We start from the raw sequence: 23,697 nt of genomic DNA on the forward strand, positions 1-23,697 counted from the left end.
TCAGGCTTTCGCCGACGGCAGCTTGGACACCAGCCGCAGCGACACCGTCAATCCTTCGAGCTGGTAATGCGGCCGCAGGAAGAACTTCGAGGTGTAGTAGCCGGGGTTGCCCTCGATCTCCTCGAGCACGACCTCGGCCGCGGCCAGCGGTTTCCTGGCCTTGGTCGACTCGCTCGAGCTGGCCGGGTCGCCGTCGACGTACTGCATGATCCACTTGGTCAGCCAGCGCTGCATCTCGTCCTTTTCCTTGAAGGAGCCGAGCTTGTCGCGCACGATGCACTTCAGATAGTGCGCGAAGCGGGTGGTCGCGAACAGGTAAGGCAGGCGCGCCGCCAGGTTGGCGTTGGCGGTGGCGTCCGGGTCGTCGTACTCGGCCGGCTTGTGCAGGGACTGGGCGCCGATGAAGGCGGCGAAGTCGGTGTTCTTCTTGTGCACCAGCGGCATGAAGCCGTTCGCGGCCAGTTCGGCCTCGCGCCGGTCCGAGATGGCGATCTCGGTCGGGCACTGCATGTCGACGCCGCCGTCGTCGGTCGGGAAGGAGTGCACCGGCAGGCCCTCGACGGCGCCGCCCGATTCGATGCCGCGGATCCGCGAGCACCAGCCGTATTCCTTGAAGGAGCGGTTGATGTTGACGGCCATGGCATAGGCCGCATTGGCCCAGCTGTAGTTCTTGCTGCCCGGCGCCGAGGTGTCTTCCTCGAAGTCGAAGGCTTCCACCGGGTCGGTGCGGCTGCCGTAGGGCTGGCGCGCCAGGAAGCGCGGCATGGCCAGCGCCACGTAGCGCGAATCCTCGGACTCGCGGAAGGAGCGCCAGGCGGCGTGTTCCGGGGTCTGGAAGATCTTGGTCAGGTCGCGCGGATTGGCCAGCTCCTGCCACGACTCCATCAGCATCACCGAGGGTGCGGCGCCGGCGATGAAGGGCGCATGGGCGGCGGCCGCCACCTTCGACATCGAGGTCAGCAGCTCGACATCGGGCGCGCTGTTGTCGAAGTAGTAGTCGGCCACGATGGCGCCATAGGGCTCGCCGCCGAACTGCCCGTATTCTTCCTCGTACATCTTCTTGAACAGCGGGCTCTGGTCCCAGGCCGTGCCCTTGAACTTCTTGAGCGTCTTGCCGAGGTCGTTCTTCGAGATGTTCAGCACCCGGATCTTCAGCATCTCGTCGGTTTCGGTGTTGTTGACCAGGTAGTGCAGCCCGCGCCAGGCCCCTTCGAGCTTCTGGAACTCGGGGGTGTGCATGATCAGGTTGATCTGGTCGGTCAGCTTCTTGTCGAGGGCGGCGATCAGGCTTTCGATCGTCCCCAGCACGTCGCCGGAGATGACCTTGCTGTCCTTGAGCGCGACCTCCGCCAGCGTCCGCACCGCGGTCTCGACCGACTCCTTGGCCTTGTCCGACTGCGGTTTGAATTCCTTTTGCAGCAGGCTGCCGAAGTCGCTGACTTCGAGTGTGCCGCCTTCCTGTTCCATCCGTTCCTGTAGTTCAGCCATCGTCGTCTCCGCGCTTGTCAGGTAGATTCTTGGGGCTTCGGTGCCGAGGCCAGGGCCTGCATCAGCGCAGGCTCGGCGAGCAGCCTGGCGATCAGTTCCTCGGCGCCGGTCTTGCCGTCCATATAGGTCATCAGGTTGGACAGCTGGGTACGCGCTTCGAGCAGCGTGTTCAGCGAGCCCACCTTGCGGGCGATCGCCGCCGGCGTGAAGTCATCCATGCTTTCGAAGGTCATCTCCACCGCAAGGTTCCCTTCGCCGGTGAGGGTATTCGGCACCTGCACCGCCATGCGCGGCTTCATCGCCTTCAGGCGCTCGTCGAAATTGTCGACGTCGATCTCGAGGAACTTGCGCTCGGCGACCGGCGCCAGCGGGTCGGCCGGCTGGCCCGACAGGTCCGCCATCACCCCCATCACGAAGGGCAACTGCACCTTCTTTTCCGCGCCGTAGACCTCGACGTCGTACTCGATCTGCACGCGCGGCGCGCGATTGCGTGCGATGAACTTCTGGCTACTCTCTTTGCCCACGATTGACACCCCCTTGATTGAACGTCACTCAATAATCGTTGTCCTGCTTCGAACCGTCCGGTCCGCGTATCACCGCCAACTGCGCGACGCCTTCCGGCGCCAGGTCTTGCAAGAGCTCGAAGAAATCCATGGGTACCAGGCGCTTGGCGCGCTCGAGCAGGATCGGGATCGGGCTCGAGGGCTCGTGCTGGCGGTAGTACTGGACCAGGCGGTCCAGCGTGCGGACGACGTCGTCGCGGCTGGCGATCTCGCCGCTGGCGGCAGGGCTGCCGCGCGTGGCCGTGGCTGCGGCCGTCGCCGATCCGGCGCCGTCGGCCTGGGCCGCTTCCTCGGGCGCGCCGGCGGCGGTGCCCTGCTGGCGCTGCAGGAATTCATGGGCCTTGCGCAGCGGCCGCGTGAGCCCGTCGAGGTTCAGCGCCTGCGAACTGCCCACCTGGCGCACCAGGATCACTTCGATGTTGACGGCGGCGGCCAGCGCGCGGCCGAGCGCATCGACGGCTTCGGCCAGCTTGTCCGGCGCGAGGTCGGCGATCGCGCTTTCGATCGAGGACAACGCGAGGGCTTCCTGGCCGGCCGGCGGCTGCAGCTCGCCATTGGCGATCTCGAGCATCTTGATGCTGAGCGGGCCGAGGCCGGGCAGCACCAGCAGCGGCGCATCCTTCAGCTGGCGCACCAGGGTGCCGGTGTCGGCCAGGATCGCCAGGGAATTGATGCGTTCGGTGGGGTCGTTGTCGTCGTCGGCGTCGAGTTCGGGATGGACGCTGTCCCAGCGCGTGTCGAGCAGGCGCTCGATCAACTCCACGCCGTCGGCCAGGCCGGCGATGCCGTGCAAGGCCAGGTTGGCGCGCAGCAGGTGGATGGCCAGGCGCAGGTCGCGGCTGCGCTGCAGCAGCTCGCCGGCCATGCGGCGGACGACTTTCCAGTCGGGGGGCACGGCCGGCGTGATGGTGGCGCCGTACTGCACTTCGGGCTTGCCTTCCGCTTCACGGTCCAGCGCAAGGTAGGCCGGGTCTCCTTCCAGGTTCGGCCCGCATGGCTTCCCCGCTTCGACTTCCACCAGCAAGGCATCGATATCGACAGTGCTCATCCGTACTCCAAAACATGCTGCGTTAGCAAAACATGATGAAACGGCCTGGCTTTCCTTGCGCTCGCTGAAACCCGTCGCGTGCGCCGTCGCGCTATCCCGGCCTATTCTAAAAGCATGGCCGAAAGATATTGGACGGGGTAAATACTAAAACCAATTACAGAAATTGGATACAAAAAAAATATCTTTTTTTCGCGAGCATTTGTTATCGAAACACAGCAATATGCATAATGGGAATGCGAACGCAATATGCATGCGTGGCGCATTAATGAATGCGCGCGCATGCATTTTGTATTAAAGAAATGGATGAGAGTTATTAGCCGGAGAGAATGGCGATGCCGTGGCACCTATCCCTGCATTGGACCATCTTTTATTATGCTCGCAAGCCAGGACGCTGGAATAAAAATAATCGGGTTTCGCAAATAAACAACAAATTATCTATTTTGGGTAAATAACCACAAGTTAACAGCTGACAGCGGGCATAAGATTACTGGCAGGCTGTTGCCAAGTAGATCATAATGAATCAACCAGCCAGTCCGTTTTCCCCATGAGCCAAACTCCCGAAGACGACCGTACCGTACTCGCCACCAGCAGCCCGCAGACGCCGGCCGAGGGCAGCGAACATCACCGTCCGCATGCGCTGCCGCCCGGCACCCGGCTGGGCGAATTCGAGATTACCGGCGTGCTGGGCGAAGGCGGTTTCGGCATCGTCTACCTGGCGCACGACAGTTCGCTCGAACGCCAGGTCGCGCTGAAGGAGTACATGCCTTCGTTCGCGTGGCGCTCGACCCAGGCCCACGTCAGCGTCAAGTCGTCCCAGAATGCGGACAGCTTCGAGGCCGGCCTGCGCAGCTTCATCAACGAAGCGCGGATGCTGGCCCAGTTCGACCACCCCGCCCTGGTCAAGGTCTACCGTTTCTGGGAAGCGAACGGCACCGCCTACATGGTGATGCCGTATTACCACGGCCTCACGCTGAAACAGACCCTGCAGGAGCGCAGCGCGGCGCCCGACGAAGCCTGGCTGAAGGCCCTGCTGGGGCCGCTGCTGGACGCGATCGAGGTGATGCACCAGCACCAGTGCTTCCACCGCGATATCGCGCCCGACAACATCCTGATGCTCGACGAGGGCCGCCCCCTGCTGCTCGATTTTGGCGCGGCAAGGCGGACGGTCAGCGGCATGAACCAGGCTTTCACCGTCATCCTGAAGCAGAACTACGCGCCGATCGAACAATATGCCGAGATGCCGGGCATGAGCCAGGGCGCATGGACCGACCTATATGCGCTGGCCTCGGTGGTGCACTTCGCGATAGACGGCCATGCCCCGCCGCCGGCCCTGAGCCGCATGATGGCCGATCCCTATGTGCCGCTGGCCAGCCGCTATGCGGGCCGCTACAGCGAAGGCTTTCTGCAGGCGATCGACCGGACGCTGGCCTTCAGGCCGGACGACAGGCCGCAGAGCGTTGCCGCGATGCGCGCCATGCTGGGGCTGGACGCGGCGCCGCGCGAGCCTGTGCGGCCGGCGCCCCTGCCTGTGCCCGAGCCGGCCCTTGTGGCGCCGCCGCCGGCCAGCAGCGCCGATGCGCCGCGGCGCACGGGCCGGCTGCTGATCGCTGGCATCGGGGTGGCGCTGCTGGGCGCCGCCGGGCTGTTCGGCTGGTCCAGGCTCAACAGTCCGCAAGCGCCCGCCGCGCCCGCGGCCGCCAGTGCGCCGCCTGTGGATGTCGCCAGGCCAACAACGGCGCCGCCGCCGGCCGCGCCCTTCAGCCCCCTTGCCGCCCTCGATGCAGTCCTGGCGGGGGCCAGCCCGGAACGCAAAGTGAGCGTGCAGGTAGAGAACCAGCACTTACGGATCAACAAGGATAAGGTCGGCTTCACCGTCCGTTCGGCGCACGCCGGCTACCTTTATGTGTATGTGGTGAGCACCGAGAACAACTTCCAGTTGCTGTTCCCGAATGCGCTCGACGGCGCCAATCGCATCGCCGCCGGTGAAGCGCTCAAGCTCCCCAGGCGCCCATGGCTGCTGACGGCCCTGGGCCCGGCGGGCACCGACCATTTCGTGGCGATGGTGTCGGATGCGCCCAGGGATTTCAGCACGGCTGGATTGACAGAGGGCAAGCCCTTCTCCGGCTTCCCCCTTGCTCGCGCCACCCAACTGCAAGCAGCGCATACAGGCGCACGTCCCCTGTTCGCCGGTATGCCGGCCTGCGCCGCCGCGCCCTGTCCTGGCGACTACGGCGCGGCAGCGTTTTCCATCGAAGAGCTGGCGCAATAGACCAGGCCGGCCTTAGCGCGACAGATTGACGATGGTGACGCGGCGGTTTTCGGGGGCTTCGGGATTATTCCTGTTCAGCGGTTCGCGATCGCCTTTGCCGATCGCCTCCAGCCTGGCCTTGTCGATGTTTTGCGCCTGGACCAGGTAATCCCGCACCGATTGCGCCCGCAGCTGCGACAGCTTCAGATTGGCGGCGGCGCTGCCGCGCGGATCCGCATGGCCCTCGATCGAAAAACGGTAGCTCTGGAGCTTTTCCGACGCCAGGGCCTGCCCGACCACATCCAGCGAATGCCTGGCGGCCGGCGTCAGGTCTGCCGAATTGGTCAGGAAAGTGACCTGCAAATTCACGTTCCCGTGGCTGGCCGACCCGCCGCTGGCTTCCACGTCTTCCCGCGCGATGCCCAGGCTGCGGGTACGGACCGGACGATTCTGCGGTGGCGGCGCCAGCGCGTCGATCAGCTTGTTGGCGTCGACCTGGCCTTCCTTGATCAGCTGCCCTTCCTGACCCACCGCGGGCAAAGCAGCGAGCATGAAGCAAACCGCAATCAGCGAACGTGCATGCATTTCCGACTCCTCGGTAATTAAGGGATGTAAGGCGATGGACATATCGGTCGGGGCATCCTAACCGAGCTCTTGCCAATATTCAACGTCTTAATAAAAGCCGATATAGCGTGGATACGCGAGGAGCAAGCCTGCCGCGTATTTTTGCCATTCGGGAAAAATATATCGCGCAACTACCTTATCCGCATATACCGGAAGTTATTAAAAAATTATCGGCAGTATAGTAGCGAGCTCGTAAATACTCAAGTTCCTTTTTTAAATAGTGGCGGCATTTCTACACTTGAAAAAAACTATAACCGGCCTCGTCCTTCAGTCCGATAATCAAGCTCGCCAAATCCTCGTTTGCCGAATAATTGCACTAAATAAATTCAATTCGATGCGCGGCTGATCTCGCGCCTCGGCGAGTGGAGACAACATGAAGCTCACGCCTTTCGGTCTCTTGATGCTTCTTCCCGGTATGGCATTGGCTCAGCAGCAGAGAATACCGGTGAGCAGCGTGCACATCGAGGGCAATACGCTGCTGCCGGAGCCGGCGCTGGCCAGAATGACGGCGGACCTGCCCGGCACCGAACGCAGTCTCGCGGAACTCAATGCGCTCGCCGTCCGCGTGCAGGACGCCTACCGCGACGCCGGCTACGGTGGCGTGGTCGCCTACATCCCGCCGCAGGAAAACCCGGACGGCAAGATCGTGTTGCGGGTGGTGGAAGGACGGCTAGCCCAGGTCCGCGTGAGCGGCAACAGCTGGTTCGATACCGCGAACATCCGCGCGGGGCTGCCGAACCTGCGCGAAGGCGGCACGCCGCGCGTGCGCGCCATCGACCGCGACATCCAGTCGACCAACGACAATCCCGCCAAGCACGTCCGGGTAACGCTGATGGCCGGCGCCAGGCCCGGCGACATCGACGCCGACGTCGCCGTCAGCGACAGCAACCCGCTCCAGTACCTGGCCGGCTACAACAACACCGGCACCAGCGCCACCGGCAGCCAGCGCCTGAGCGTCGGCATCCAGCACGCCAACCTGTTCGGCCTGGACCATGTCGGCACCTTCCAGTACCAGACCTCGCCCCAGCATCCGGACCGGGTGCGGATCTACAGCCTGGGCTATCGTGTGCCGCTGTACGCGCAAGCCCTGTCGATCGACGCCTTCTACGCCCATTCCACCGTCAGCAACGGCACCACGGCCACCACCGCGGGGCCCTTGTCCTTTACCGGCAAGGGTACGGTGCTGGGCCTGCGCCTGAACCGGAATCTCGACCGCATCGGCGAGTACGACCACCACCTGACTTTCGGCTTCGACCGCCGCGTGTACGACGACGACTGCTCGGTCGGCGTGTTCGGCTCGCTGGCCTGCGGTCCGGCGGCGGTGGACGTCTCCACCCTGCCGCTCAGCCTCGCGTATTCGGGCCAGAAGCAGAGCCCCACGCTGGCCTACGGGATCAGCGCCGCGCTGTCCGCAAATGCCGGCGGCAGTTCGGCCGCCACCTTCGAGGCCGCGCGCCCCGGCGCCAGGCGGCATTACCTGATCGCGCGCGTGGTCGGCTTTGCCGAAAAGGCGCTGCCGGCGGGCTTCGCCATCAATGGCCGCGTCGAAGTCCAGTACAGTCCCCACGCCCTGATCAGCGGCGAAAAATTCGGGCTGGGCGGCGTCGGCAGCGTGCGCGCTTACGCCGAGCGCGAACTGGCGGGCGACAAGGGCTACCTGCTGCGCTTCGAGCTTGCTTCGGCCGCGCTGGAACTGACGGAGAGCTGGCGCCTGCGGCCCTACCTCTTCCTCGACCACGGCCGGGTGCTGAACCACGACGACGCGCCCTGCCGCGACGCCACCGAAACCAGCTGCGCCCTGACCGGCTTCGGCATCGGCGCGCGCCTGAACGTGGGCAGGAAAATCAACTTCAGCCTGGACCTCGGCCGGGCAGCGACGCGCGGTGTGCAAACGGCGTCCGGCGACGTCCACGCACATTTCGCGCTCAATCTGGTCCTTTGATCGTCCCGCTAGGGGGTGCCATCATGAAGCAGTCCATCCGTATCAATTCCGTCGCCGCCGCCGTCGCCGCGGCCTTCGGCGCCGTCGCGGCGCCGGCCTTCGCGCAGCTGCCGAGCGGCCCGGCTGTCGTCAACGGCAGCGCGGGCATCGCCAGCGACGGCAGCCGCATGACCATCACGAACAGCGCCAACGCGGTGCTGAACTGGCAGTCGTTCTCGATCGGGGCGCCGAACAGCGTCCGCTTCGAACAGCCCAGCGCGTCCAGCCAGGTGCTCAACCGCGTGGTCGGCAACGATCCCTCGAACATCCTGGGCAGCCTGTCGTCCAACGGCGGCGTGTGGCTGATCAATCCGCACGGGGTCCTGTTCGGGAATAGCGCGCGCATCGACGTGGCCGGCCTGGTCGCGTCCTCACTGGGCATCTCGAACGACGATTTCCTTGCCGGCCGCGTCAGGTTCGACGCCGCCGGCCTGCCGTCCGGCCAGGTGCTGAACCGCGGCGAACTGCAGACCAGCTTCGGCGGCCACGTGTGGCTGGTGGGCGGCTCGGTGAGCAACGAAGGGCTGATCCGCAGCCCCGGCGGGAATATCGTGCTCGCCGCCGGCAAGAGCATCGAGCTGGTGGATTCCGGCGCGCCGAATGTCGCCGTGCGGGTGGCGGCGCCGGACAACGCGGCGCTCAACCTCGGCCGGCTGCTGGCGCCCGGCGGCGGCAGCATCGACATCCATGGCGGCATCGTCAACCAGCAAGGGATCGTGCGCGCGGACAGCGTCGGGCTCGATGCGGCCGGCCGGGTGACGATCAAGGCGCGCGGGGAGATTCAGCTGGGAGCCGGCAGCGTGACCAGTGCCAGCAGTGCGGGATCGGGAGCCGGCGGCAAGGTGCTGGTCGAGTCGGCCGATGGCGATACGCTCGTGCAGGGCCAGGTCGGCGCCACCAGTGCCGCGGGCGTCGGCGGACAGCTTCACCTCCTCGGCAGGAACGTCGGCGTATACGGACAGGCGCTGGTCGATGCGTCCGGCGCGGCCGGCGGCGGGGAAGTCCTGGCCGGCGGCGACTACCAGGGCGCGAATCCGTCGGTGAAGAATGCGGCCGCGACCTACCTGGGGCCGAATGCCACGGTGCGCGCGGATGCGACGGGCGCCGGCAGTGGCGGCAAGATCGTCTTCTGGGGTGACGAGAGCACCCGGATCTACGGGTCCATCGGCGCGAAGGGCGGACCGCTGGGCGGCGATGGCGGCTTCGTCGAAACCTCCGCGCACGTGCTGGACGCCAGGCCGAAGCACATCGACGTGGCGGCCGCGAATGGCAAGGCCGGCACCTGGCTGCTCGATCCGGGTAACGTGGAAATCAACGGCGACAGCACGCTGGAAGGCGGCATGTCGAATGACGACGTACCCGGCTTCAGCCGCATATCGAACCGCGACGACGCCATCATCGCGGCAAGCACCATCGTCAGTGCGCTGGAAAACGGCAGCAATGTCACCATCCGTACCGGCGGCGGCAGCGGCACCACGCAGCTGGGCGACATCGTCGTCTCCAGCAGCATCATCCTGCCCGCCAATGCGGAGAGTTCCGGTTCGCTCACGCTCGAAGCCCATAACGACATCGTCATGCGTTCAGGCGTCGAGATCCGGTCCGACAACAAGCCGCTGCCCGTCGACTTCCTGGCGGACCGCGACCACAATGGGGTCGGGAGTATCCGCCTGGAGTATGGCGCCAATATCGAGACCAGGGGCGGCGACATCACGATGACCGTACCGGCGCTGGCCCAGCGTGCAGGCAGCAGCATTACGCTGGAAGGGAATAACCAGCTGAATGCCGGCACCGGCCAGGCCAGCTTCACGACGTCCAACCTGAACCTGTGGAACACCAGCCAGGTCACCGCCAAGCATATCCTGGTGGATGCCGGCTACGTATCGATAGACGCTTCGGGGCTCAAGGCGCAAGGCACGGATGAGAGCTCCATCACGATCAACACGAACAACCTGTGGATGAACAACGGTGCGCTGGAAGCTTCCGTGAGCGACGCATCGTCGCTGGACGGCGCTCGCATCAACACGCTCGCCGGCTACGGCTACATCGACCTGCACACGTCCACGATGCTGGCGCAGCAGGTCTACGTCGACACCTACGGGCTCACGCTCGACCAGTCGACCCTGACCGCCAGCGGCACCGGCACGCCGCTCTGGATCGATGCCGGCAGCTTCTCGAACACCGCCGGCGGACTGTCGGCGCCCCAGGGCCGATGGATCGTCTCCATGAAGAGCGGCACGCCATTCCGGAGCGCGGACTTCAGCGGCCTCGATTACCAGTTCGTGCAGGTGGACGCCAACGATGTCGCGCCCGCCCTTTCCGGGGCCGGCCAGAACGGCATCCTGGTCTACGATCCGCTCGACGTCCAGATCAAGCTGAACGCGACCCGCGACTACGATGGCACGACCCACGCCAGCTTCACGAACTGGCTGTCGCACAACGCTTCGTCCAGCTTCCAGCTGCAGGACAACACCGGCGGCAGCACGCTGCAGGCGAACTTCCAGGACAAGAACGCCGGCACCGACAAGCCCATCGTCTACTCGGCCGAGACCCTGCCCTTCCTCGTCGTGACGGACAGCGGCAAACCGGTCTATGGCAGCACCCAGTCGTATATCGGCGACATCCTCCCGCTGGCCGTTTCGGCTTCCGGCCTGGTCGCCGCCAACAAGGTCTACGACGCGACCCGCACCGCGACGCTTTCCGGCATGCTGTCCGGCGCGATCGGCAACGACGACGTGACCGTGACCGGGATCAGCGGCCTGTTCGACACCAAGGATGCCGGCACCGGGAAGACCGTGACGATTTCAGGCGGCACGCTTTCCGGCGCCGATGCGGGCAACTACCTGTTCACCGGCGGCGGCACGACCACCGCCGACATCACGCCGCGCCCGATCTCGGCGGCCGGCCTCCACGCCAACGACAAGGTCTACGACGGCACGACGATCGCCACCCTGTCCGGCGGCCTGTCGGACGTGCTGCCCGGCGATGTCCTGACGATCGACACCGGCTCCGCCCACTTCGACAACAAGAACGTCGGCAGCGAGAAGGTGGTGACCATCACGGGCGGCCTGCTGGGCGGCGCCGACGCCGCCAACTACACGCTCGGCGGTCCGCTCACCACCACCGCGTCGATCACGCCCAAGCCGGTGACGATCGCCCTCACCGGCCAGGTCGCGAAGGTCTACGACGCCACCACGGGCGCCACCCTGGGCGCGAACAACTTCAGCCTGCAGGGCTTGGTCGCGGGCGACGCCGTCAGCGTCGGCGGCCCGGTCCAGGGCAGCTACGACACGCGCAACGCCGGCCAGGAAAAGCTGGTCAGCGCCGCCGGCAGCTTCACCGTTGCCGGCGCCGATGCCATGAACTACAGCATCGGCTCGACCGTGTTGACCGCTGCGACCAACATCGTCAACGCCAGCGCCAGCGGCTACATCGGGACGATCACGCCCAAAGCCATTTCCGCGACCGGCCTGAGCGCGGAAAGCAAGGTGTACGACGGCACCCGCTCTGCAACCGTGTCCGGCACGCCTTCCGGTGTGATCGGCGGCGACAATGTCAGCGTCGCCGGTATCAGCGGCCTGTTCGACACCAAGGACGCCGGCACCGGCAAGACCGTCACCATCGCCGGCGGCACGCTGTCCGGCGCCGATGCGGGCAACTACAGTTTCAGCGGCGGCGCCACGACCACCGCGAACATCACACCGCGCCCGATCACGGCGGCCGGCATCCGAGCCGGCGACAAGGTCTACGACGGCACGACCGCCGCCACCCTGTCCGGCGGCTTTACCGGCGCGCTGCCCGGCGATTCGCTCACTGTCGGCACGACGGCAGGCGTGTTCGATACCAGGAATGCGGGCGACGGCAAGACCGTCACGTTCACGAGCAGCGTGCTGGCGGGCGCCGACGCCGCCAACTACATGCTGACCGGCCCACTCACCACGACGGCATCCATCGCGCCGAAGCCGGTGACGATTTCCATCACGGGCGAGGTGCGCAAGGAATACGATGCCACCGCCAACGCCAGCCTGGGCGCCGACCAGTTTGCCCTGAATGGGCTGATTGCGAACGACGCGGTCAGCGTGCGCGGCCCCGCCCAGGGCAGCTACGACTCGCCCAATGTCGGCCAGCAAAGGCAGGTGAATGCTACCGGCGCCTTCGAGATTGCCGGCGCGGATGCGCCGAACTACCGTGTCGGCGAGGTCCGGCTCGGGGGCGCCAGCAATACCGTCAACGCCAGCGCCAGCGGCGAGGTCGGGGTCATCACCCCCGCCACCCTCACCTATACCGCGGCCCCGTCCACGGGCGAACCTGGTCTTCCCGTGACGGGCCTGGACGGAACGGTCACCGGCTTCAAAGGGACGGACACCCTGGCCACCGCCACCTCGGGCACCCTGGTATGGCAGAGCGCCACGACGCTGCAGTCGCTGCCGGGTGCGTACGCGATCGAGGGCGCGGGTCTCACCGCCGCCAATTACCGCTTCGTCCAGGCGCCGGGGAATGCCACCGCGCTGGCCATGAAATTCAATCTGACCCCAGCCAGGCCGCAGCTGCAGGCGCAGGAGAGCAGCGTGCAGGCGATCGGCACCGCGCTGCGCACGGCCATCCTGGCGGTCGATCCGCGCGGCAGCGGCGGCGGCGTCTTCGACCGCTCCGGCCCGGCAGCGGCCCGGGCCTTCAGCGCCCTGCGCATCGGTGCGATGAACCAGGACGAGCTGGCGCAGATGCTCGCCCTGCGCAAGGAATTCAAGCGCAAGCTGTTCGCGGATGCGGTCTACAAACTGGAAATCGATCCCAGCCTGGCGGACGTCCAGCCCTGCGCCAGCGCCGGCGATGCGGCGTCGGGCGCATGCCGCCTGACGCCCGCGCAGGTGGAGCTGATCCATGCGACGAAACGCCCGGTGCAGGCGGCCACGAAAAGCGCGAGCGGCCGGGTCGCGGCCCTGCCGCAGATCGAGCGCAAGATGGTGGTCCTGTTCGGCATCAACGACTACCAGGATAAGACCATCCCCCAGCTCGAGAACGCCGTGCCCGACGTCGACGCCGTCTCGCGCATCTTCGCCGAGAAGCTGGGCTACGAGGTCCGCGTGGTGCGCAATCCGGACAAGGCGGAAATCATCCGCACCCTGAACGGACTGGCGGCCGAAATGAACAGCGCCGACAGCGTCGTCATCTATTACGCGGGCCACGGCTACTCGCTCGAAAAGAACGGCGCCGGCTACTGGATTCCGTCCGATGCGAAGGCCAGCGACCCGCGCGGCTGGATTTCGAACAGCGACGTCGCCAAGGCGCTGGCCAGCATCAGCGCGAAGCAGATGGCGCTGATCTCGGACAGCTGCTACTCGGGCGCCTTCGCGCGCGACGGCATCGACGCCGTCGGCCACGACGTGACGGTGGCCGACGTGCTGGCCAAGCGCTCGGTGGTGGTCCTGTCCTCGGGCGGCGACGAGCCGGTCGCCGACGAAGGCAAGGAAGGCCACTCCATCTTCGCCTGGAACCTGATGCAGGCGGTCGGCTCGGTGACCGGCTGGAAGCCCGGCAGCACGATCTTCACGAACGTGCAGGCGGCGGTGAAGAAGGAGTTCCCGCAGACGCCGAAGTATGGGTCGGTCACCGCCGCCGGGCACCAGGCCGGCGGCGAGTACCTGTTCGAGCTGCGCTGAGGCTCAGCGGCTGGCCGTCTGCGTGCCGCCTGGGGCCGCGTTCTTCACATACTTGTCGAACCAGCGCAGCATCTCGTAGACCAGCTGCTCGTTCGACTCGCGCGCCGCGTACCAGTGCGGCTCGTGCGGCAGCATCACCAGGCGCGTCACGCCGCCGTTGCCGCGGATCGCTTCGTACAGCTTGACCGACTGCAGCGGCGTGGTGCCCGGGTTGGCGTCGTCGGCGCCGTGCACGATCAACAGCGGCGTCTTCAGCTTGTCGGCGTAGAAGAAGGTCGAGGCCCTGGTGTAGACCTCCGGCGCTTCCCACACCGAGCGGCGCTCGTTCTGGAAGCCGAAGGGCGTCAGCGACTTGTTATACGAGCCGCTGGTGGCCGCGCCGGCGCGGAACAGATTCGAATGCGCCAGCAGGTTGGCGGTCATCAGCGCGCCGTGGCTATGGCCGGTCACGCCGATGCGGCCGGGGTCGGCCACGCCCAGGCGCACGGCTTCGTCGACGGCGGCCCTGGCGTTCGCCACCAGCTGCTCGGTGTAGGTGTCGTAGGCCTTGCGCGGATCGCCGACGATCGGGAAGGCGGCGCTGTCGATGATCGCGTAACCCGACAGCAGCAGCAGGCGGTACTGGCGCAGGCGCGTGAAGGTGGCCTGCGAGCCCGTGGTCTGGCCGGCCTTCGACGCATCCGCATAGTCGAGCGGATAGGCGTTCAGGATGGTCGGCAGGCGCGTGCCCTCCTTGTAGCCCGGCGGGGTGTAGAGCGTGAAGGACAGCTCGATGCCGTCGGCGCGCTTGTACTTCACCAGGCGCTTCTTGATCTGGCGGACTTCAGGCGTCGGGTCGCTCAGGTGGGTCAAGGCGGCGCTGGAAGAAGCGTAGCCCGGCTCACCGGCGGCTGCCGCGGTGGCGGCGCCCAGGGTGCGCACGAAGGCGTTCGGCGTCTCCTCCGCGGACTGGTACCAGGTCAGCAGGCGCTTCGGGTCGTCACCGGCGAAGCCGAGGAACTGTTCGTAGGACGCTCTGGAACTGCGGAACAGGCGCTCGCCCTGCTGGCTCTTCAGGTTGAAGCGGTCGAGGAAGGGACGGTCGCCGTCCGGCGAGGAGCCGGCGCCGGACAGGTAGATGCTGTCGCCGTCCACGCGGATCACCGGGAAGCCGTTCGCCAGCTGGCGCCGTACCGGACGGCCCGGGTCGGCGTAACGCTCGTCGCTGGACATGTCCCAGATCAGGCGGCGTGAGTTCTGCGCATCGTCGACATTGATCTGCCAGGTGCGAACCCATTTGCGGTTGACGTCGTAATCGCTCAGCAGGGCCACGCCGGCCTGCTCGCTCCAGGCCAGGCCGGCGTAGCGCTGCTGGGTGCGGACGATCTCGGCAGGCGCCGCCTTGAACGGCGCCTTCAGCATCATCAGCTTGTCGCGCTCGGCCGCCTGGACATTCGGATTGCCGCCGTCCAGCGCCTCGGCCCAGACCAGGGTTGCCGCTTCGGTAGGACGCCAGCTGAAGTTGCGCGGCCCGGAAGGCACACCGCGGTTCGGCACCCGGTCGGCCAGCGGCAGCGCGGCGATCTCGCGCACCACCGGATTGGCCCCTTTGGCCGCGCGCTGGGCCAGGTCCCAGATTTCGATCTGCTTGGGGAAGCGGTCGAAAGTGGTGACGTAGGAGTAAGGCGTGCGGATCTCGGTCACCACGGCGTGACGGCCGTCGGGCGCCACATCCAGTTCCTCGTACATGCCGGGCCTGCCCACCGGCGTGATCCTGCCGCTGGCGGCATCGACCAGCGCCAGCTGCGAGCTGCCGTAGTAGTCGAACAGCGCTTCGTCATGGCGGTTGCGCAGGGTGTCGCGGTTTTCATAGGTGCTGCTCTGCCCTGTCGCGCCCAGCGATTCCTGGATGCCCGGGCCATCGGAACCGGGCGCCTCGGCGGCCGGCGGCTTTTGCGCGGTCGACAGCTTGACCAGCAGCGTCTTCTGGTCCGGCATCCACTGCATCTGGTCGCCGAACATCTGGTTCAGGCGCACGCCCGGCAGACGGCGCACGGCGCCGGTCTTCGCATCGCCGATCCACAGTTCGACCGCTTGACTGGTGATGTTCTCGAAGGCGAAACGCCGGCCGTCGGCGCTCCACACCGGGCGGCGCGGACAGGCATTCGCCGGCAGCTTCACCTTCGTCTGCCTGCCGTCGGCAACCTGCACCAGGTCGATGGCGCTCACGCAGGGCGGGATGCCGTAGCCGCCCGGGGTATCGTGCTGGCTCTGATTGCCCGGTTCGATGCGCACGCCGGTCAGGCGCAGGAAAGGCGTGGCGACCTTGGCGATCGACGGGTACTCCTCCATCGTGATCAGCATCAGCCTGTCGCGGGTCGGGCTGAGCGAGGGCGAAGGCGGCGGCGGCGCGCGCATCACGTCGAGGATTTCCTTCGGCGGCTGGCTGTAGGCGCTGGCCGGGGCGGCCGTCGCCGGCGCAGCAAGCTTCGATGCTGCCATCGCGCCGGGCGTCATGCCGGCAGTGAGCGTGGTGGCCACGAGGGCGTGGATCAGGTGTTTTGCCTGCATGGAGAGTGCTCCGGTTTTATGTGGTGTCCTTCGACATTGCCATAAAAATATCCTTGCAGCAACCACACATTCAGTGACAAACGGGCAAACCCTCCTGATATAATTATTGCCATATCGCAAGCCCACCCTATGGACGCCCTCCTCGACCACGAGATCATCGAACAGCTGCACGACAGTTCCCGCTCGCTGGTCTATCGTGCCCGCGCCGGGGACGGGACCGCGCTGATCGTCAAGCTCCCGAACCAGGAATTCCCCTCCTTCCAGCAGCTCGCGCAGTTCAAGCGCGAGTACGCGATCGCGCGCCGTTGCCGCCATCCGGGCGTGGTGCGTCCGCTCGCGCTGGGACACAGCAAGGGGCGCTGGATGATGGTCCAGGAAGACGTCAAGGGCCTTGCGCTGGACAAGGTGCTGAGCGAACGGCTGGCGGCAGGACGCGCACCCACGCAGCCCGCGCTGGCGCTCGGCGATTTCTTCGACATTGCGCTGCAGCTGTGCGCGGCGCTGGAGGAAGTCCACGGCCATGGCGTGATCCACAAGGACATCAATCCGTCCAACCTGGTATGGAACGAAGAACGGCGCCTGCTGCAGCTGATCGATTTCGGCATTGCCTGCGAGCTGCCGCACGAGGTCCAGGGCATCGTCAATCCGCATGCGCTGGAAGGCACGCTGCGCTATATGGCGCCGGAGCAGACCGGGCGCATGAACCGGCGCGTCGACTACCGCGCCGACTTGTATGCCGTCGGCGCCACCTTTTACGAGCTGCTGACCGGGCAGGCGCCGTTCGAGGCGCGCGACGAGATGGAACTGGTGCATTGCCATATCGCGCGCAGCCCCGACTGGTCGCACCCGGTGCTTGCGGCGCTGCCCGGCGCGCTGCTGGCGATCGTCCAGCGGCTGCTGGAAAAGAGCGCCGAGCAGCGCTACCAGAGCCTGCAGGGCCTGCGCAGCGACCTCGAAGCCTGCCGCGCCGGCATGTCCGCCGTGGCGCCGTCGCTGCCGCTCAGGCTCTCCGAGCACAATGGGCGCTTCATGGTGCCGCAAACCCTGCACGGGCGCGAAGACGCGGTCGCCGCGCTGCTGGCTGCCTTCGAGCGCAGCGCCGAAGGCAGCTGCGAGATGCTGCTGGTGGCCGGCTACTCCGGCATCGGCAAGTCGGCAGTGGTGAACGAGGTGCACAAGCCCATCGTCGCCCGGCGCGGCTGCTTCCTGGCCGGTAAATTCGACCAGTTCCAGCGCGACCTGCCCTATGCATCGCTGATCCAGGCCTTCCAGGGACTGGTGCGCCAGCTCCTCGGCGAACCCGAGGAAACGCTGCGGCTCTGGGCCGCCAAGCTGCACAGCGCCCTGGGCCAGGGCCTGGGGGTGATGGTCGAACTGATTCCGCAACTTGCGCTGGTCGTCGGCCCCACCGAGGCCGTGCCGCCCCTGCCTCCGGACCAGGCCCAGCGCCGCCTGGCCCGCGTCTTTCCCCGCTTCGTCGAAGTGTTCGCCTGCGCCGGGCATCCGCTGGTGCTGTTCCTCGACGACCTGCAATGGGCCGATGCGGCCACGCTGCGGATGATCGAGCTGTTCATGGTGTCCGGCGACGGCGGCCACCTGCTGGTCATCGGCGCCTACCGCGACAACGAAGTCGACGCCGTCCATCCGCTCGTCGCCCTGCGCGACAAGCTGCGCGACAAGGGCGTGCGCCTGGCGACGCTGGCCCTGGACGCCCTGACCGAGCCGCAGGTGGCGCGGATGGTGTCGGCCACCGTGCGCGTGCCGGCGGCGGACTGCGCGCCGCTGGCCCGCCTGTGCTTCCGCAAGACCGGCGGCAATCCCTTCTTCCTCAACCAGTTCCTGGACTCGATCCACGATGCCGGCCACCTGCGCTACCGGGCCGCCGGCGATTGCTGGGACTGGGACCTGGCGGCGATCGAACAGGCCGCCTACACCGACAACGTGGTCGAGCTGCTGCTCGATAAAATCCGCCGCCTGCCCGCCGCCACCCAGCAGATGCTGCAGCTGGCGGCGTCGATCGGCAACCGCTTCACGCTCGACACGCTCGCCCTGATCGAGGAACGCAGCCCCTGGCTGACGCAGCAGGATTTATGGCCGGCGCTGGACGCGGGCCTGATCCAGCCGCTGGACGAACGCTACAAATACGTCGACACCGGGGCCGGCGCCGGCGACACCGGTGTCGGCTACCGCTTCCTGCACGACCGCGTCCAGCAGGCCGCCTACCTGGTCGCCGGCGATGAAGCGCGCGCGGCAAACCACCTGCGCATCGGCCGCCTGCTGCTGCGGCATACGGCGCCGGAGGCGCAGGAAGGCAAGCTGTTCGAAATCGTCGAGCAGCTGAATGCCGGCCGCGCGCTCGTCGTCGATGGCGGGGAGCGCCTGCAGCTGGCGGGACTGAATCTGCGCGCCGGCGCCAAGGCGCGCCGTTCCGCCGCCTTCCAGGCCACGCTGGAGCATGTGCGGACCGGTCTCGAACTGCTGCCGCCGGACGCATGGCAACAGCACCCTGAGCTCTGGCTCGACCTGCAGCTGGGCGCAGCCGAAGCATCCTACCTGTGCGGCCACTTCGACGCCGCCGAGGCGATCTACCCGCTGGTGCGTGCGCACACCAGCGCGCCGCTGGACCAGGCGCGCTGCGTCGCGGTGCAGGCGCACCAGTACCAGTTGCAAGGACGCCTGCCGGATGCCATCGCCGTGCAGCTCGAGGGACTGGCGCTGCTGGGCTTCGCCGTCCCCCGCGAGGCCGCGCAGCGCAAGGCGCTGGCCGATGAGATTCTCGAAGATATCAACGGCCGCATCGGTGCGCGCTCGCCCGACGAGCTGCTGGCGGCCGGCGAGATGCGCGATCCGCTCGCGGTGGCGGCGATGCAGATGATGCACGGCTTGTGGATGGCGGGCTACTATGCCGGCCACCAGGACATCAGCGCCCTGATGGTGGCGATGACGACGCGCCTGTCCGTACAGGAGGGAACCAGCGATATCAGCGCCATCGCCTACGTTGCCTACGCATTCTTCGTCACCCAGCAGAGCGGCGACGCCGGGCGCGGCTACCGCTTCGGCGCCATGGCGCTGGCGCTGGCCAGGTCGCGCGCCAATCTGCAGGCGCGCACCCAGGCGGCATTGATGTTCGCCGCCATGATCCAGCACTGGATCCGTCCGCTGCGCGAATCCGAGGCGCTCTACGAAGAAGCCTTCGGCTGGGCGCTGGAGATCGGCGATTTCGTCCAGGTCGGCGTGGTCGCCGCGGTGCGCGCGACCGACCGCATCATCCTGGGCGACTACCTCCCAGACCTGATGCAGGCCATCGAGCGCGACCTGGCGCTGATGCGCGCCAACGGACAGCAGGCGATGGCCGACTGCTGCGTGGCCGCGGCGATCCAGCCGATCAAATCCCTGATGGGCCAGTTGAAGCGCAGCGACAGCTACGACGAGGAGGGTTTCAGCGAGGCGGACTTCCTCGGCCGCTATGGCGACTCGCGCCTGTACCGTGCCTACTACCTGCAAGGCAAGATCCGTAATGCCTACCTTTTCGACGCCGCGGATGCCGAGGCCCTGGCCGGCCAGCTCGACGTCATCGCCCAGATCATGCGCGGCCAGGCCAAGGTGAGCGAGTCCAGCTTCTACACCGCGCTGGTCCTGGTCCGGGCACTGCGGCGCGACCCTGCGCGGCCGGATGCGGCCGAGCTCTTGCAGCGCATCGACGCGCTGCAGGCCAGCCTCGGCTGCTGGGCGGCCCAGGGTCCGGACGAGAGCCGCGCCAGGCAGTTGCTGGTCGAGGCCGAGATGGCGCGCTGCCGCCAGGACCTGCCGCTGGCCACGCGGCGCTACCAGCAGGCGATCGATGCCGCCGGCCTGGCCGGCTACGTCAATCTCCAGGCGCTGGCGAACGAGTTATGCGGCGAAGCCTGGATCGAGCAGGGACAGCCACGCGTGGCGGCGGTGTTCCTCAAGGACGCCATCGCCCGCTATGGCCAGTGGGGTGCGCAGGGCAAGGTCGCGCAGCTGCGCGCGCGCCATGGGGGCCTGCTGTGGAAGCTGGAAGGCCGCAGCACGCAGTCGGGTTCCGGCAGCCACGGCGCCGCCGCGCTCGACCTGGTCTCGCTGCTGAAGGCGACCCGCGCCCTGTCGAACGAAGTCGGCCTGCGCAAGGTGCTGCAGCGCCTGATCGCCATCGTGCGCGAGAACGCCGGCGGCCAGGTCGCCCGCCTGCTGTTGCTGGAAGATGGCGAGTGCCGGCTGGAGGCCGACAGCGACGGCGACGAGCTCGCCGTGCTGCAGTCGCGCCGGCTCGACCTCGATGCCGACGCCGATCCGCAATTCCCGCTGTCGGTGCTGCGCTACGTGATCCGCACGGGCGCCGAGGTGATCGAAGACGACATCGCCGAGAACGCGCGCTACGCCGCCGATCCCTATGTGCTGCTGCAGCGCCCGCGCGCAGTCATGTGCCTGCCGATCCGGCATGGCGGCCGCATCGAGGGCGTGCTGTATTTCGAAAACCGGCTGGCCGAGGCTTCCTTCACCGGGGAGCGCGTCGAGTTCCTGCGCATGCTCGGCGCCCAGGCCATGATCTCGATCGCCAGCGCCAGGCTGCACGACAGCCTGGAACAGCGGGTCGCCGAGCGCACCGCCCAGCTGGAGGACGCCAACCGCAGGCTGGCGGCGCTGTCGACCACCGACGGCCTGACCGGGGTGGCCAACCGGCGCCGCTTCGACGAGCTCCTGCGCAGCGAATGCGCGCGCGCGGCGCGCCAGAAGCATCCGCTGGCCCTGGTGATGCTGGACGTCGACTACTTCAAGCGCTACAACGACCACTACGGCCACCAGGCCGGCGACGACTGCCTGGTGCGCGTAGCGCAAACCCTGGTGGCAGGCATGCGGCGCGCCAGCGACCTGACGGCGCGCTACGGCGGCGAAGAATTCTGCGTGGTGCTGCCGAATACCGATGCGGAAGAGGCGCGGCAGATCGGCGAAGCCTTGCGCTGCGCGATCGAAGGGCTGGACATTCCCCACGCGGGCTCGAAGGCGGGACTGGTGACGATCAGCGTCGGCATCGCGATCCAGCCGGCGCTGGACACCAGCGACCCGGAAGCCCTGCTCCGGATCGCCGATGCGGCGCTCTACCGCGCCAAGGATGCGGGGCGCAACCGCGTGATGCTCGGCGCCGAGCTTTAGCGGGAGCGCGCCGCGGCTTTTGCCCGCGCCGCATGCAGCTTGCGGTAGCTGTCCATCAGGCGATGATGGCGGTCCAGGCCTTCCAGCCCCATGCCGGTCGGGGTCAGGCCATGGAAGCGCACACTGCCGTCGACCGAGCCGAGCACCGCATCCATGCGCGGGTTGCCGAACATGCGGCGGAAGTTGGCGACGTAATCGTCCAGTTCCATCTCGTCGTCGAGCACCACTTCCAGCACGGCGTTCATCGCCTGGTAGAACAGGCGGCGCTCGACGCTATTGTCGTTGTACTGCAGGAAGGCGCCGACCAGTTCCTGCGCCTCCTCGAACTGCTGCAGCGCCAGGTTGATGAGCAGGCGCAGTTCGAGCACCGTCAGCTGGCCCCAGTCCGTGTTCTCGTCGAATTCGATGCCGATCAGGGTGGCGATGTCGGAGTACTCGTCCAGCTCATTGTTCTCGAGGCGGTCCAGCAGCGCGGCCAGGGCCTCGTCGTCCAGGCGGTGCAGGTTCAGGATGTCTTCGCGGAACAGCAGCGATTTATTGGTGTTGTCCCAGACCAGGTCTTCGACCGGGTAGATTTCCGAATAGCCCGGCACCAGGATGCGGCAGGCGGTGGCGCCCAGTTCGTCGTACACCGCCATGTAGACTTCCTTGCCCATGTCTTCGAGAATGCCCAGCAAGGCGGCGGCTTCCTCGGCATTCGACTCCTTGCCCTGTCCCGAGAAATCCCACTCGACGAAATCGTAGTCCGGCTTCGCGCTGAAGAAGCGCCAGGACACCACGCCGCTGGAATCGATGAAATGCTCGACGAAGTTATACGGCTCGGTGACGGCTTCGCTGGCGAAAGTCGGCGGCGGCAGGTCGTTCAGGCCTTCGAAGCTGCGCCCCTGCAGCAATTCCGTCAGGCTGCGCTCCAGCGCGACCTCGAAACTCGGATGCGCGCCGAAGGAGGCAAATACCCCGCCGGTGCGCGGATTCATCAGGGTTACGCACATCACCGGATACTGCCCGCCCAGCGACGCATCCTTGACCAGCACCGGGAAGCCCTGCTCTTCCAGGCCCTGGATGCCGGCCACGATGCCCGGGTATTTCGCCAATACCTCCTGCGGCACATCCGGCAAGGCGAGTTCGCCTTCCAGGATTTCGCGCTTGACCGCCCGTTCGAAAATCTCGGACAGGCACTGCACCTGTGCCTCGGCCAGCGTATTCCCGGCGCTCATGCCATTGCTGGCGTAGAGGTTTTCGATCAGGTTCGAGGGGAAATACACGGTCTCGCCATCCGAATGGCGCACATAGGGCAGCGACACGATGCCGCGTTTCACATTGCCGGAATTGGTGTCGTAAAGGTGCGAGCCGCGCAATTCGCCGTCCGGGTCGTAAATGCCGAGGCAATATTCGTCCAGGATGTCGGCCGGCAGCGCATCGTCCGGGCCGGGCTGGAACCAGCGCTCGTCCGGGTAATGGACGAAGGGCGCATTCGCGATCTCCTCGCCCCAGTAAGCACCGGCATAGAAATGGTTATTGCTGATGCGCTCGATGTATTCGCCCAGGGCCGAAGCCAGCGCGCTTTCCTTGGTCGAACCTTTGCCATTCGTAAAACACATCGGCGAATGAGCGTCGCGGATATGCAGCGACCACACGTTCGGCACGATATTGCGCCAGGACGCGATTTCGATCTTGATGCCGAGATTCGCCAGCAGGCCGGACATGTTCGCGATGGTCTGCTCCAGCGGCAGGTCCTTGCCCGGAATATAAGTGCTCGACTCAAAGGACGGATTCACGGTCAGCAGCGCCTGCGCATCGGCATCCAGGTTCGCGACTTCTTCGATCACGAATTCCGGACCGGCCTGCACCACCTTTTTCACGGTGCAGCGCTCGATCGAGCGCAGAATGCCCTGGCGGTCCTTCTCCGAGATATCCGGCGGCAGTTCGACCTGGATCTTGAAAATCTGCTGGTAGCGGTTTTCCGGATCGACGATGTTATTTTGCGACAGGCGGATATTTTCGGTCGGGATGTCGCGGGTATTGCAGTACAACTTCACGAAATAGGCCGCGCACAAAGCCGACGACGCCAGAAAATAGTCGAAGGGGCCGGGCGCCGAGCCGTCGCCCTTGTAGCGGATCGGCTGGTCGGCGATCACCGTGAAGTCGTCGAACTTGGCTTCGAGACGCAGCTTGTCGAGAAAGTTGACCTTGATTTCCATCGAAAAATACTCTTGCTTGATTTAAGTAGCCGCTATTATCCGTTGTTTCAGTTGTGCGGGATAGGCTCCGGTTTCCAGGGAAATGTGGCAGGACTTCCAACAAGAGCCGGATATCCCATCTCGTCGGCAGCCGGACTTATCTTTTTGCGGACCTGCGCGCATTGC

General features: G+C 66.3%; 10 protein-coding genes. 4 read left to right on the forward strand and 6 right to left on the reverse strand.

All coding sequences use genetic code 11. The features are described from left to right. From tssC to tssA, 3 genes are read right to left on the reverse strand one after another with little or no spacing between them, the layout of a single operon-like run. Positions 1 to 1,488: a type VI secretion system contractile sheath large subunit gene (gene tssC / locus LQV39_RS21430; RefSeq protein ID WP_230028864.1), complete on the reverse strand. Its 1,488-nt coding sequence runs from the start codon at positions 1,486 to 1,488 to the stop codon at positions 1 to 3. A 17-nt stretch (positions 1,489 to 1,505) separates the two neighbouring features. Beyond that, on the reverse strand, positions 1,506 to 2,012 hold the full coding sequence (gene tssB / locus LQV39_RS21435) for a type VI secretion system contractile sheath small subunit (protein WP_230028867.1): 507 nt from the start codon (positions 2,010 to 2,012) through the stop codon (positions 1,506 to 1,508). A gap of 28 nt (positions 2,013 to 2,040) precedes the next feature. Next, complete coding sequence (gene tssA, locus LQV39_RS21440) at positions 2,041 to 3,099, reverse strand: type VI secretion system protein TssA (RefSeq protein ID WP_230028869.1); 1,059 nt, start codon at positions 3,097 to 3,099, stop codon at positions 2,041 to 2,043. Positions 3,100 to 3,643: 544 nt separating this feature from the next. Here tssA and LQV39_RS21445 point away from each other — a divergent pair. Beyond that, positions 3,644 to 5,368, forward strand: a complete 1,725-nt coding sequence (locus LQV39_RS21445) for a serine/threonine-protein kinase (protein WP_230028871.1) — start codon at positions 3,644 to 3,646, stop codon at positions 5,366 to 5,368. Between the two features lie 12 nt (positions 5,369 to 5,380). Here the strand turns inward: LQV39_RS21445 and LQV39_RS21450 are convergent, their stop codons facing one another. Then, positions 5,381 to 5,932 carry an OmpA family protein gene (locus tag LQV39_RS21450; protein WP_230028873.1) on the reverse strand — a complete coding sequence of 184 codons (552 nt, stop codon included), beginning with the start codon at positions 5,930 to 5,932 and terminating at the stop codon, positions 5,381 to 5,383. A gap of 412 nt (positions 5,933 to 6,344) precedes the next feature. On the opposite strand from LQV39_RS21450, the gene LQV39_RS21455 reads away from it, so the two are divergent. Both LQV39_RS21455 and LQV39_RS21460 read left to right on the forward strand, forming a co-directional pair. Further along, positions 6,345 to 7,913, forward strand: a complete 1,569-nt coding sequence (locus tag LQV39_RS21455) for a ShlB/FhaC/HecB family hemolysin secretion/activation protein (RefSeq protein WP_230028875.1) — start codon at positions 6,345 to 6,347, stop codon at positions 7,911 to 7,913. 23 nt (positions 7,914 to 7,936) lie between these two features. Continuing rightward, positions 7,937 to 13,609: a YDG domain-containing protein gene (locus tag LQV39_RS21460; protein ID WP_230028877.1), complete on the forward strand. Its 5,673-nt coding sequence runs from the start codon at positions 7,937 to 7,939 to the stop codon at positions 13,607 to 13,609. A 3-nt stretch (positions 13,610 to 13,612) separates the two neighbouring features. Here the strand turns inward: LQV39_RS21460 and LQV39_RS21465 are convergent, their stop codons facing one another. Further along, positions 13,613 to 16,159, reverse strand: coding sequence for a prolyl oligopeptidase family serine peptidase (locus LQV39_RS21465; protein ID WP_230028879.1), 2,547 nt, complete (start codon positions 16,157 to 16,159; stop codon positions 13,613 to 13,615). A gap of 129 nt (positions 16,160 to 16,288) precedes the next feature. Between LQV39_RS21465 and LQV39_RS21470 the strand changes: the two genes are divergently transcribed. After that, positions 16,289 to 21,331 (forward strand): diguanylate cyclase, encoded by a 5,043-nt coding sequence (locus tag LQV39_RS21470; protein WP_230028881.1) that lies wholly within the window; start codon positions 16,289 to 16,291, stop codon positions 21,329 to 21,331. On the opposite strand, the gene LQV39_RS21475 is transcribed toward LQV39_RS21470, so the two are convergent. Then, complete coding sequence (locus LQV39_RS21475) at positions 21,328 to 23,532, reverse strand: OsmC domain/YcaO domain-containing protein (RefSeq protein ID WP_230028883.1); 2,205 nt, start codon at positions 23,530 to 23,532, stop codon at positions 21,328 to 21,330. The two genes, LQV39_RS21470 and LQV39_RS21475, sit on opposite strands and share 4 nt — an antisense overlap. Positions 23,533 to 23,697 lie beyond the last annotated feature (165 nt).

Origin of the sequence: Massilia sp. Bi118 (assembly GCF_918697865.1) — a bacterium.
In the GTDB taxonomy this organism is placed as follows: Bacteria; Pseudomonadota; Gammaproteobacteria; order Burkholderiales; family Burkholderiaceae_D; genus Telluria.